A 12195-nucleotide genomic window follows, 5' to 3' on the forward strand; every position below is an offset into this window, starting at 1 on the left:
ACTCGTCCTGCAGCGAGCGCATCGTGTTGAGCACTTGGGCCTGAATCGAGACGTCGAGCGCCGTCACGGGTTCGTCACAGACGATGAAGTCCGGATTCACGCTCAGCGCACGCGCCAAGTTCACCCGCTGGCGCTGGCCGCCCGAGAAGGCGTGCGGGTGGCGGTTGTAGTGCTGCGGGTCCAGTCCGACCTTCGCCAGCAGTTCGCGTGCCTTCTCCTCGCGCTCGTCGGCGTCGTACAGCCCGTGGGCCTTCATCGGTTCCTCCACGATGGGACCGATTTTCATCCGCGGGTCCAGCGAGGACTGCGGGTCCTGGAAGATCATCTGCATGTCCTTGCGCTGGGTACGCAGTTCTTCCCCGCCCAATGCGGTCAGGTCGTTGCCCTTGAAGTACACTGTCCCGTCCGTCGGTTCGATGAGTCGCAGGATGGTCCGTGCGAGCGTGCTTTTCCCACAGCCCGATTCGCCGACCAAGCCGAGCGTCTCGCCCTTCCGAATCGAAAAGGAGACGTCCTCGACGGCCCGGACGCTCTTCTGCTCGCCGAACAGGCCGGACAGGAAGCCGCCGCTGTCGGAGAAGTGTTTCGTGAGACCGTCCACTTCGAGGATGGTCTCGGTTGGCCGTCTCGCTCTCCGCATCTCGTCCCGTCGTTACCGAGTTGCTCATTTCAGTCGTCCCCCTGTACGTCCGTCACGATGTCCCCGGAGATTCCGTCCGTCGCTCGAATCTCGATGGGGTCGCTGAGTTCGTAGCCCACGTCGAACGCGTCGTGTTTCACGCAGGCCGCTTTGTGTGAGAACTCGCCCTCCTCGGACAGTTCGCGGGCATCCGGGTGGACTTGGGTACAAATGTCGCGGGCGTCCGGACAACGCGTGTGGAACCGACAGCCACGGGGTGGGTCGATGGCTTCCGGCATGACGCCCCGAATCGGCGTCAATTCGTCGACGGTCTGGTCGGGACGCGGCATCGAATCCAACAGCGCCCGCGTGTAGGGATGTTTGGTGTCGTGGAACAGGTCGTCCACGGTGGCCTGCTCGACGATTTCTCCGAGGTACATCACGTTCACGCGGTCGCACAACTCCGCGACGACGCCCATGTCGTGAGTCACCCAGATAAAACTCGTGTCGTATTTGGCCTGCAAATCGTTGACCAGCGAGAGGATTTGGCCCTCGACGGTCACGTCCAGCGCCGTCGTCGGCTCGTCGGCGATGATCAGACTCGGTTCGCACGCGAGCGCCATCGCGATGAGCACGCGCTGGCGCATCCCGCCCGAGAACTGGTGTGGGTAGTTGTCGTAGCGTTCGACTGGCTCCGGGATGCCCACCTCCCGCAGCATGCTGATCGCTTCTTCCTTGGCGTCCGACTTCGAGAGGCCGCGGTTGAGTTCGATGAACTCCCGGAGTTGGCTCCCGACGGTGAAGACGGGATTCAGGCTCTCCATCGGGTCCTGGAAGATGATGGCAATCTCGGTGCCGCGGATCTGCTTTCGCATCTCCTCGTTCGACAGCATCTCCTCGCGTTCCCGCATTTCACCGTCCGGGCCTTCTTCGACGCCGAACAGCAGTTCGTCCCGGAAGCGGACTTCCCCGCCGACGATTTCGCCCGGCGAATCCACCAGGCGAAGGATGCTCTGGGCGGCGACGCTCTTCCCGGCCCCGGATTCGCCCACGAGACCGACGATTTCCCCCTTTTTCACGTCGAAGGAGATGCCGTCCACCGCACGGACGACGCCCTCCTCCGTGAAGAACTGTGTCTTCAGATTATCGACTTGTAGCAGTGTTTCTGTCATATATCGTATATCAGTTGTTGATTCGCGGGTCGAGTGCGTCCCGCAGGCCGTCGCCGAGCAGGTTGAACCCCATCACGGTGACGAGGATGGCCAGTCCCGGCCAGAGGCTGAACCACGGGTCGGGTAGCATGTACCCGCGCGACTGGCTCAACATCTGGCCCCACGAGGGCGTCGGTGGCTGTGCCCCGAACCCGAGGAACGAGAGACCAGCGACGATGAGGATGCTGATGCCGACCTGCAGCGTGGCTTGGACGAGCACGGGTGCGAAGCTGTTCGGGATGACGTGGCGCAGGATGATGTTCCGGTCGCGCACCCCCGCGGCTTTGGCCGCCTCGATGTACTCCTCCTCGCGCACACTCACGACCCGCGAACGGATCAGGCGGGCGAAGACGGGTATCGTGGTGATGCCCACGCCGATCATCGCGAAGGTCAGGTCGCGGCCGAACGCGGCCATGAACGCGATGACCAACACGAGGAACGGAATCGCGTACAGCGTCTCCGCGAATCGCATCAGTACGTCGTCGGTCCATCCGCCGTGGTAGCCCGCGACCGCGCCGAGGAGCGTTCCGCAGATGAGCCCGAAGCCGGTCGAGACGATGCCGACCTGCATGGCGATGCGCGAGCCGTAGACGAGTCGAACGAGGATGTCCCGGCCGCGGTGGTCCGTCCCGAGCGGGTACTGTGCCAGCCCCTTCCCGAAGACGTTGCTCGTTCCCATCGGGGGACGCAGAATCTTGGCGCTCGTCGGGTCGTTGAGCGGGTTGTGCCAGAAGCTGCTCACGATGGCGTAGTTGAACAGCTTCGCGTCGATCCACGCGAACACCGCGAGAAACAGGATGAACCCGATGATGTAAAGGCCGATCCTCGCGGTGGTGTCCCGTCGAACCTGTTCGACCGTGTAGCGCCATCCGACGCGGGCTTCGACTTTCGTCTCGCTCTCTTGCTCCTCGGTTCGTTGTGTTGTGCGGATGTTTTCCGTGCTTGTTTCTCCAGTTGCCATTTCAGTCCACCTCGTCGTAACTCACTCGCGGGTCGATGTACGCGTAGGAAATGTCGGTGAGAACGACACCGACGACGAACGTCAAACCGAAGAAGATCGTCGTCCCCATGATCAGCGGGTAGTCCTGATTGTTGACCGCCGTGATGATGAGCCGTCCCATTCCATTGATGTTGAACACCGTCTCGGTCAGCACCGCCCCGCCGAGCGCGGAGGTAAGCTGAAGCCCGACGACCGTGATGACCGGCAGTTGGGCGTTCGGAACGCGTGTTTCCGGACGATTTTGCCCTCCGCGACGCCGTAGGCGCGCGCCTTCTTCACGTACTCCTGTTGGAGCACTTCGAGCATCGAGGAGCGCTCGATACGCATGACTGCGGCCATCTGGAGCGTGCCGAGCGTTATCGCCGGGAAGCAACAGATGCGTGCACGTCTGCCAGAGCACGTCCAAGCGTGAGGACGCGTGTTCGACCGAACTCGGGTTCGCCCACGGGAGGACGAGACCCGTCGCGGGTAACCATTTCAGATAGTAGGCGAAGACGATGATGAGCATCAGACCGATCCAGAAGTCGGGCGTGCTGACGCCGATGAGTGCGGCGATACGCGTGGCGTGATCGGTCGGTTGGTTGCGTCGATTCGCGGAAATGATGCCGAGCGGAATCGCCACGACCAGCGCGAAGGTGAAACTCGCCAGCATGAGCAGGAGCGTCACCGGAAGCCGCTGCATGATCTTCGTCGTCACGGGGACGCCTCGGTAGTAGATACTGTCCCCGAGGTTGCCCTGTGCGACGGAAGTGAGATAGTGTACGTATCGCACCGGAAGCGGCTGGTTCAGTCCGTACTGGGCGCGTATCTGGTTTACCATCTCGGCGCTCGGAGACGGTCCGAGCATGATTTTGACCGGGTCCCCCGGAATCGCGTTGGTCAGCAGGAACGTTATCGTCACGATACCGAGAAGCACCGGAATAGCCTGTAATAAGCGTCGAATTGTGTAACGGAGGATTCCCATGTATATTGTCGTTGAATCGTATCGAAAGGGATGTCGCGTTATTGCGACCCGACGGACACGTTGGTGTACTGCGTCGCGAGGACGAAGCTCAACACCGGGTGTGCTTTGAATCCGTGCACATTGTCTTTCATCCCGAAGCTGTTCTTCAGGTTGTACGCCGGAATGTGTGCCCGGTCCTCCAGCAGCGTAGTGATGGCTTCGGAGTAGAGTTTCTTCCGTTCGGCGTGGTCCGCGGACTTTCGCGCGTTGACGATTTTGTCGCTGACCTTGTTGTAGTAGGTCCCGTCGGTCGATCCGTGGGCGTCCTCCGTGAAGAAGTAATAGAGGAAGTCGTCGGGGTCAGGACCGCCGGACCATCCCAGCGTGTACATGTTGCAGTCGTTCGGGTCGCCCGAGACGTACTTGTCGAGGAACGCACCCCAATCGAGCCGCTGGACTTTGGCGTTGTACCCGGCCTGTTTCATGCCGTTCGCGACCGTGATACCGAGCTGTTCGCGCTTGTCGTCCGGGGGAACGATGATCTTGGCGGTCCAGTTGTTCGGAACTTCGTCCGCGTCGTCGAACAGCTGTTTCGCCTTGTCGATGTCCTTGCCGTGGGAAATAATCTTCTTCCACTTGTCGAGCGGGAAGTCCCACTTCTTCGTGATCTGTTCCGGCAGCGGACTGTACTGGCGCACGCCGGTCGGTTCGACGAAGTTCGAGATGGCCTGATCCATGTCGAAACAGTAGTCGATGGCCTCCCGAACCTTCGGGTTGGTCGTCGGCCCCTTCTTACAGTTGAAGGCGAGGTAGTAGTAGCCCAACGCCTTGGTCGCCACGATGGACGCATCGCCCATGCCCTTGACCTGCTGCCAGAGCTTCGGCGGGATTTCCTCGATGACGTCGCTCTCGCCCGTCTGAAGGCTCGTCAAGCGCGTCGTCGGCTCCTCGATCGGTGTGTAGTGAACCTTTGCGAGGTTCGGGGTGAGGTCGCCCCAGTAGTCGTCCCACCGGGAGATCTTGACGGATTTCCCTTCCTGCCAGCTATCGAACTTGAACGGTCCGGAGCCGACCGGCATCTTCTTGTTGAAATCTTTTTTGCTCTTTTCCCTGACCTTCTTGGGGACGATGGACCACGTCAGGGTGTTCATGAACGGACCGTACGGGTACTTCAGATCGAACTGAACCGTGTGGTCGTCGACAGCCTTCACGGAATCGATCATGTTGAGTTCCGCCGCGTTCTCCGTCTCCTCCTTGACGGGTGCCTCGAAGGAGTACTTCACGTCCTCGGCCGTGACGGGGTCGCCGTTCTGGAACTTGGCGTCCGTGTTGAGTTTCACGACGTACGTCTTCCCGTCGTTCTTGACCTCCGGCTTGTCGGTCGCCAACTGTGGTACCTGGTTGATCCCGGCGTCGTACGTGTACAATCCCTCGAAGATTCGGTCCGACACCTCCGCCGAGGGAACGTCGTTGAGGACGATGGGGTCGAATTCCAGCGGGCTTTTCACTAACGAGAGAGTCAGCTTGCTGTTTTTGTTCCCCGACTGTGATCCGCTTCCGCCATCGCTGGTGTTGTCACCGTCACCACCATCGCCGCCAGACGAGTCATCGTTCGAGCCACCGGTACAACCGGCGAGCGAGGCGATACCGACCGCTCCGACTCCCTGAAGGAGACGCCGTCGCTTTATTTTGTCCGGAATCGATCGAGAATCCGTCATGCTATCTTTTTCCATGATTATGGGTAGCATCCCCATAGGAGTAGACAGGGGATATAAAGGTTTACAAAATGAATGGTTATGCCGATATTTCTGTAGGGACGTTTTCGTTTTCACGCCAGATAGACAGTTGCTCGTGGAATATCCGGAATATTTTTACCCAATAAACGATAGTGTACAACACATATTACTGAAAAAGATAATTGAAACAGAACTTCGACATCCGAAAGCGGGTCGAAGAAGCTACTCGTAGTACTGTTTCCGTTCGACGACTTCGCTGAATGCGACGTTCTCGCTCACTTTGGTGATCTCGATCGTCACCCGGTCACGTTTCTCCGTATCGGGAACGATGATGACGTAACCGCGTTCGACGCGGGCGATACCATCGCCCTTCTCACCGATGCCTTCGATTTCGACGGTTCGACGGTCCCCGACTTCGACCGGCGGCGACGTGTGTTGTTGGCTTTCGGTCGGTTCGGGGGTCGACTCCTGCGGGTTCGTCGTCGCTGTGGGCGTTTTCGTGGGCTCCGAACCGGACCCGAGCAGTGCGACACGATACGTTTCGTCATCGTCCAAGACGCCGTTATCCAGTTCCCGCTCGGGAAGCGTGAGATGATACGCGCCGTTTCGTTCTTCGATTTGTGCACTGAAAACGCAGAGCAACTCGTCAGGTATCTCCATTTGTTCGTTTCGAGACGGCGAGAACATAAGAACGTATGTGTATGTCGCCGGATTCTCACGTCGGAAATCGGATACTGGATCGGGGACTGAAGGGGTGAGCGAAGTTCGAAATCGGGAGTCGGAGAAAACGCTGATACGAGAAAATCGTGTTACGATACGTCCGTGATTCCGTCGTAGACGGAGATAGTTCCGAACGAAACGAACCTATTTCACCGGATCCCCGTTCACTGCACCGAGAATCCGCCGTCCACGACGAGTCCGTGACCGGTCACGAATGACGCCTCGCTCGTCGCTGGCGAGGAACAGGATCGCATCGGCCACCTCTTCGGGTTCCGCCAATCGGCCGAGCGGGTAGCGTTTCAGCATGAGTTCCTTCGCCTTCTCGGGGTCCGAGCGCGTTTCGAAGAACTGGTTTCCGAGTTCGGTGTTCGTGAACGCCGGGAGGACGGCGTTCGCGCGAACGCGTCGCGGCCCGCCTCGGCGGCGACCGCACGGGTGAAGTTGAGGACGGCACCCTTCGTCAACGAGTACACCGACTGCATCGGCAGGCCGTAGAACGACGCCAACGACCCGACGTTGACGACGTTGCCCGACCCCTGTTCTTTGAGGTGCGGAAGCGCGGCCTGACAACCGTTCCAGACGCCGCGAACGTTGACGTCGAAGACGCCTTCGAAGACGGACTCCTTTACGTCCTCCGCGTACGCGGGGGGATGGCCGACACCGGCGTTGTTGACCAGAACGTCCAGTCCTCGCTCCGAGACGACGGCATCGACGGTGTTCGTGAACGCCTCGGCGTCCGTCACGTCGAGTTCGAGGAACTCCGCTTCGCCACCGGCGTCCTCGATGTCCGCGACGGTTTCCGACCCCGTCTCCTCGTTCACGTCGGTACAGACCACGAACGCACCTTCCTCGGCACACCGCTTGGCAGTCGCCTCGCCGATGCCCTGACCCGCGCCGGTGATGAACACTGTTTTGTTTTGTATCCTCATACGGAACGATTGTCAGGAGATAACTTGTTTCTTTTTATTAATGGAAGGTAGATGGGCGGGCGAACCGGGAGACGCCTGTCGTGGACGTGCTCAGATGGAGAACTCCTCGCGTTCGAGGAGGTCCTCCGGACGCCGTCCGACGTCGCTCTCGTGGAAGTACTCCCTGAGGACGCCGCCGGTGAGGTGGTTGGCGATCGATGCGATCGACATGCCCTGATCGAGCGCGTAGTACTTCTCCGTCAATTCGCCGGTTTCGACGTTGACCGAGTCGTAGAACCCGTACGTTCCGTCGATCCCCATCCGTCGAAGACGGCGGACGTTCTCGCGGGCGGCGTGAGGCGCGTAGTCGAGGGCGAGGAACGTCGCGTGGGGCGTCACGATGGGTCCGGGCGCGTAGTGGTCCTTCCACGCTCCCTGTTGGGGGACGCCGAACGACCCGTAGCCGTCGGGCGTTCCGCACGGGGAGAGACCCCAAACGGGCCAATTCCGTGCATCCGCGAAGTCTCTCTGGACTTCCACCCAGCGTTCGTTGTTCAGTCCGAAGCTACGGGTCCCGAGTCCCCGCTCTTTGATGAACAGGGAGGGCATCAGCGCCTCGAACTGCGCGCCGCCCCAACTGGGGACGAACTTCGTTCCGTCGTACTCGTAGTGCCCTTCGAAAACGTCGACGCTGTCGTACGTGCGCCACTCGCCGCTCGAACGCTGTTGTGTCCAGTCGGCGTCCGGTGTGTACGTCCGGCGGGGTCGCCACCAGTGCGTCTTCGGGATGTCACCCATCCCGATGGCGCAGTAACTCGCGACTCGGGGTTCGCTGTTTATCATCCCGTAGGTCCAGTCGTCGAGTCCGTTCTCGTAATCGTATCCGCCGATCAGTCGTCCGTTGTCCGGGTGATGAAACGGCGAGTAGTCCTGCACCCGGACGAGGCGTCGCGCTCGCCGTCCGAGTTCGCCCCCGTACGCTTGGCCGACGATGGTCAGTGCGGCGGTCAGGTGGCCGTTATCGACCGTCGAGACGTACTTCGTCCCGTCGTGGGTCTCCATCCACGGCTGACCAGTCCGGATGTCGTACCACCGGAGGAAGAGGCCGTTCCACGTCTCCACCGATTCCAACGTGGAGACGACGGCGTCCACGCGCCCCCTCGCTTCCCGTTCCGAGAGCACCCCGAGTTCGGCGGCACCGACCGTGCTGACGACGTACATCGCGATATTCGACGGGGACGTTCGGTTCGACCGCCGAATCCCCTCGCCCGTCTCCTCCACGGTGTCGTCGGGAAGTCCGAGGTCCGAGGTGAACGCCTCGAAGAATCGATAGTGGTGACGGGCGATAGCGCGGAGTCCGTCTCCACATCGACCACCATCACGATTTCTTGCCCCTTCGTTCGCCGACGCCGTCCCGCCGACGGCGGCGATACCGAGCGCGCCGACCGCTCGGAGGAAGTTCCGTCGCTTGCCGTACCCTGTGTCATTATCAGTCATTACTTTCCCCACCTCGAATTGCGACCGCTACAAGAAATACGTTATTCGATCGAAAATATAATACAGTAAAAAGTGAATAAAAAGGATTGGTAAGTGTCAATCATTCGTCAAGGATCGTTAGTTACCGACCGTCGGAGAAAGTAGTAAAGACGGCGGCAGGATACGGTTCGGAACCCTATCGGTCGGATAGCGACCCGGGGGTCCACTCCCCGTCGAACTCCTCGTGGACGAACGGTTTGGCGTCCTCCCCGGCGTAGGTCCCCACGACCTGCCCGTCGCCTTCGAGGAAGTACTGATAGGTCGTCAGGCCTTCGAGGCCGACGGGTCCGCGTGCGTGAATCTTCCCCGTGCTGATGCCGACTTCCGCGCCGAGTCCGTAACGGAACCCGTCGGCGAACCGGGTCGAAGCGTTGTGGAACACGCTCGCCGAGTCGAGGCTCCGCATGAACGTGCTCGCGCGTCACCGTTCTCGGTGACGATGGATTCCGTGTGTTTCGAACTGTACGCGTTGATGTGGTCGATGGCGGCATCGAGCGACTCGACGACCTTCACCGAGAGGATCAGATCACCGTACTCGGTGGCCCAGTCGTCCTCGCTCGCCGCCTCCATGGCGACGATGTCGCGCGAGGCTTCGTCGCCGCGCAATTCGACGCCCGCTTCCTCGTATCGCTCGGCTATTTTCGGCAGGAACTCGACGGCCACGTCCTCGTGGACCAGCAGGGTCTCCACGGCGTTGCACACCGCCGGATACTGGACCTTCGCGTCGTAGGCGACCTCCGTCGCCATTTCGAGGTCGGCCTCGTCGTCCACGTAGACGTGGCAGATTCCCTCCGTATGTCCCAAAACGGCGATGCTCGTGTTGTCCTGAATGTACTCCACGAACGCCGAACTGCCCCGTGGCATGAGGAGGTCGATGGCGTCGTCCATGCCGAGCAACGTATCGACGTCCGCTCGGGCCTCGATGAGTTGTGCCCAGCCGTCGGGCATCTCGTCGGTAGCCTCCCGGATGATTTCGAAGAGGACCCTGTTCGAGTGACTCGCCTCGCTGCCGCCCTTCAGTATCACCGCGTTCCCGGACTTGAGGCTGAGCGCGGCGATCTGGACGAGGGCGTCGGGGCGCGATTCGAAGATGGTCCCGACGACGCCGATGGGGACGGTGCGCTTGTACAGTTCGAGTCCTTCGTCGAGTTCTCGCGCCGTGAGCGTCTTCCCGAGCGGGTCGTCCTGCGTCGCGACGCTCCGAACCATCTCCGCGATGCTTTCGAGTTTCGACGGCGAGAGTTCGAGTCTATCGACGAGGGCTCGGCTGTATTCCCCCGCGGCGAGACGCTCCTCCGCCTCACGAACGTCCCGCTCGTTGGCGTCGAGGATTTCGTCCTCTTTCGCCAGGATGGCGTCGGCGATAGCGTTCAACGCCGTCGAGCGGTCGTCGTCGGTTCGCTGCGCGAGCGCGAGCGCGGCGGTCTGTGCTTCTTCGACTTTGGATTCGGTGGATTTCTCGGCCATCGTTTGTAGAGTGGTCAGTCGTCGAGTGGGCGTCAGTCGTTCGGCGGTTATCGGTCGTCGAGCGCGTCGTCCGTCGGGACGAATATCGTCCCGACCGGTTTTCCGTCGATGATTCTGTCTACGACGTCTTCCTTCGTGGATTTTGCGATAATCGCCGGGATTCCGTGCTCGCTCGCCGACCGTGCGCCGGACACCTTCGTCTGGATGCCGCCGAACTTGGCGGTCGAACTCCGGTCCACCAGTTCCTGGATTTCCGCGTAGTTGCGCCCGACAGCTTCGATGCGTTCGGCCGCGGGGTCCTCCTTCGGGTTGCTCGTGTACACGCCGCCGACGTCCGTGAGTGTGACCAGCAGGTCCGCATCCACGCCGATTGCGATGGACGACGACAGCATGTCGTTGTCGCCGATTCGAATCTCCTCGGTGGCGACGGCGTCGTTTTCGTTGATGATGGGCACGATACCCCATTCCAACAGCGTTTCGACCGTGTTCTGGAAGTTGGTGAACCGTTCCGGATTGTCGAGGTCGTGCTGGGTCACCAGTATCTGGGCGACCTTTCGGTCGTAGCGTTCGAAGCTCTCCGTGTAGCGTCGCATGAGGTGGGACTGGCCCACGGTCGAGAGCGCCTGTGACTCCTCGACGGTGTCGTCGGGGTAGCCGACCCGGCCCTTCCCCGCGCCGACGGCACCGGAGGAGACGAACAGCACCTCGCTCCCGTTTTCGAGCAGAGCGACGGCGTCGTCGACGAGTTTGTCGAGTTTGTCGTCGTCGAGGTTCGACGTGTCGTCCGTCAACGAGTTCGTTCCGGCTTTGACGACGACGCGGTCGGCCGTCGCCGCCCGTTGCCGCGCCCGTTCGAGCGAATTTCGTTCGACGGTATCACTCATCGTCATACTCGACCATCAGCTCCTTGGATCGGTTTTCGGCGGCGGCGACCGACTCGGTGACGGTTCCCTCGACCGAACTGTCGCGGAGTACTTCCATCCCTTCTATCGTCGTCCCCTTCGGTGAACAGACGGCGTCTATCAGGTCGGGAACGCTCTCGTCGGACTGGAGCACCGTCTCCGCCGCTCCTTTGAACGTCTGTGCGGCGAGCGTTCTCGCGTCCTGCCGACTGAGGCCGCCGTTCACTCCCGCCCGTGCCATAGCGTCGATGAAGTAGAAAACGAACGCCGGGCCGCTGCCGTTGACCGCGGTTGCGACGTCCATCGCCGATTCGTCGATTTCGACGACTACACCGACGTCGTCGAGGAGTTCGTGGACGGTTTCGGGGATTTCGTCCCCGGCGATGGCCGCCGCCATGGTGCCCGACTCGGCCGCGAGGTTCGGCATGAGTCGGACCACCGTCGCGTCGGTCAACGGTTCGAGCGCGGTCGTCGGGACGCCCGCCGCGATGGAGACCAGTGTCTGTTCGGACGAGAGGTCGAGTTCGGCGACGATGTCGCCCACGAGATCCGGTTTCAGGGCGACGAACACGACGTTCGATTCGGTCGCCTCCGCGAGGTCCGTCGTCGTTTTCTCACAGTACTCCGACACCGCTTCCAGTGCATCCGGGTCCACGTCACAGGCAGTGACGGCGTGATTTCCGCTTCTCGACAAGCCTCTCACGAGCGCACCACCCATGTTCCCGCAGCCGACGACGCTGGCATGTACCATCGTATGTTGTCCCGTCGTCGTGACGATGACAAAACGGCGTTGGTTACGGCAGAGACTGCGTTCGAGCGGAAGGTGTCGGAAGACAACGATAGCCGACCGATCGGGGCACCGATATCGGATCGACCGACGGTCCGACCGAAACCTCTATAAAATTTTAGGCGAGCCTAAAAACATGGTAGGACATCCGACGGAACTCGGAGATCGCTCGGCCAGGACGAAGCAACCGCCGCACCGGGATACCCGTGAAGTCCCGCGGTCGGACGACGGGACGGACAGCACCGCGGGGCGAGTTCGATGACCGACTACGACGTGGTCATCGTCGGCGGTGGTCCCGGCGGCAGTTCGGCGGGCGTGTTCGCCGCGACGGTACGGCCTCGACACCGTCGTCTTCGACCGGGGGAA

General features: G+C 61.1%; 9 protein-coding genes and 4 pseudogenes. 2 read left to right on the top strand and 11 right to left on the bottom strand.

From position 1 onward, the window contains the following. The 11 genes and pseudogenes from A4G99_RS09280 to proC form a co-directional block, all read right to left on the bottom strand. Positions 1-640, bottom strand: a 640-nt coding sequence (locus A4G99_RS09280) for a dipeptide/oligopeptide/nickel ABC transporter ATP-binding protein (RefSeq protein ID WP_150123078.1), incomplete at its 3' end; no start/stop codon positions are given. A gap of 29 nt (positions 641-669) precedes the next feature. Then, on the bottom strand, positions 670-1791 hold the full coding sequence (locus tag A4G99_RS09285) for an ABC transporter ATP-binding protein (RefSeq protein ID WP_066142523.1): 1122 nt from the start codon (positions 1789-1791) through the stop codon (positions 670-672). A 10-nt stretch (positions 1792-1801) separates the two neighbouring features. Beyond that, a complete protein-coding gene (locus A4G99_RS09290) occupies positions 1802-2791 on the bottom strand; it encodes an ABC transporter permease (RefSeq protein ID WP_066142528.1) in 990 nt (329 codons plus the stop codon). A gap of 1 nt (position 2792) precedes the next feature. After that, positions 2793-3794, bottom strand: a pseudogene (locus tag A4G99_RS29815) (ABC transporter permease). A gap of 38 nt (positions 3795-3832) precedes the next feature. After that, the gene (locus tag A4G99_RS09300) at positions 3833-5491 is read right to left on the bottom strand and encodes an ABC transporter substrate-binding protein (RefSeq protein WP_066142543.1); all 1659 of its coding nucleotides are present in this window, start codon (positions 5489-5491) and stop codon (positions 3833-3835) included. 240 nt (positions 5492-5731) lie between these two features. Next, complete coding sequence (locus A4G99_RS09305) at positions 5732-6169, bottom strand: TRAM domain-containing protein (RefSeq protein ID WP_082837769.1); 438 nt, start codon at positions 6167-6169, stop codon at positions 5732-5734. A gap of 224 nt (positions 6170-6393) precedes the next feature. Next, a pseudogene (locus A4G99_RS09310) lies at positions 6394-7158 on the bottom strand (SDR family NAD(P)-dependent oxidoreductase). 90 nt (positions 7159-7248) lie between these two features. Further along, entirely contained in the window at positions 7249-8634 is a 1386-nt protein-coding gene (locus tag A4G99_RS09315; RefSeq protein ID WP_066142535.1) for a glucoamylase family protein, read from the bottom strand. A 175-nt stretch (positions 8635-8809) separates the two neighbouring features. Then, a pseudogene (locus A4G99_RS09320) lies at positions 8810-10140 on the bottom strand (glutamate-5-semialdehyde dehydrogenase). Positions 10141-10187: 47 nt separating this feature from the next. Beyond that, positions 10188-11024 (bottom strand): glutamate 5-kinase, encoded by an 837-nt coding sequence (gene proB, locus A4G99_RS09325; RefSeq protein WP_066142548.1) that lies wholly within the window; start codon positions 11022-11024, stop codon positions 10188-10190. Further along, on the bottom strand, positions 11017-11793 hold the full coding sequence (gene proC, locus A4G99_RS09330; RefSeq protein ID WP_082837768.1) for a pyrroline-5-carboxylate reductase: 777 nt from the start codon (positions 11791-11793) through the stop codon (positions 11017-11019). The genes proB and proC overlap by 8 nt, the downstream gene beginning before the upstream one ends. 172 nt (positions 11794-11965) lie before the next feature. On the opposite strand from proC, the gene A4G99_RS28700 reads away from it, so the two are divergent. Next, positions 11966-12091 carry a hypothetical protein gene (locus A4G99_RS28700; protein ID WP_255359081.1) on the top strand — a complete coding sequence of 42 codons (126 nt, stop codon included), beginning with the start codon at positions 11966-11968 and terminating at the stop codon, positions 12089-12091. Next, a pseudogene (locus tag A4G99_RS25150) lies at positions 12088-12195 on the top strand (FAD-dependent oxidoreductase); the annotation flags it as partial. The gene A4G99_RS28700 and the pseudogene A4G99_RS25150, both read left to right, overlap by 4 nt.

Source organism: Haladaptatus sp. R4, from assembly GCF_001625445.1.
Classification (GTDB): Archaea; Halobacteriota; Halobacteria; order Halobacteriales; family Haladaptataceae; genus Haladaptatus.

Coding starts and splice junctions, on each gene's coding strand:
- A4G99_RS09300 (WP_066142543.1), bottom strand. CDS start 5,491: ATGACGGATTCTCGATCGATTCCGGACAAAATAAAGCGACGGCGTCTC.
- A4G99_RS09315 (WP_066142535.1), bottom strand. CDS start 8,634: ATGACTGATAATGACACAGGGTACGGCAAGCGACGGAACTTCCTCCGA.
- proB (WP_066142548.1), bottom strand. CDS start 11,024: ATGAGTGATACCGTCGAACGAAATTCGCTCGAACGGGCGCGGCAACGG.
- A4G99_RS28700 (WP_255359081.1), top strand. CDS start 11,966: ATGGTAGGACATCCGACGGAACTCGGAGATCGCTCGGCCAGGACGAAG.
- A4G99_RS09290 (WP_066142528.1), bottom strand. CDS start 2,791: ATGGCAACTGGAGAAACAAGCACGGAAAACATCCGCACAACACAACGA.
- A4G99_RS09305 (WP_082837769.1), bottom strand. CDS start 6,169: ATGGAGATACCTGACGAGTTGCTCTGCGTTTTCAGTGCACAAATCGAA.
- proC (WP_082837768.1), bottom strand. CDS start 11,793: ATGGTACATGCCAGCGTCGTCGGCTGCGGGAACATGGGTGGTGCGCTC.
- A4G99_RS09285 (WP_066142523.1), bottom strand. CDS start 1,791: ATGACAGAAACACTGCTACAAGTCGATAATCTGAAGACACAGTTCTTC.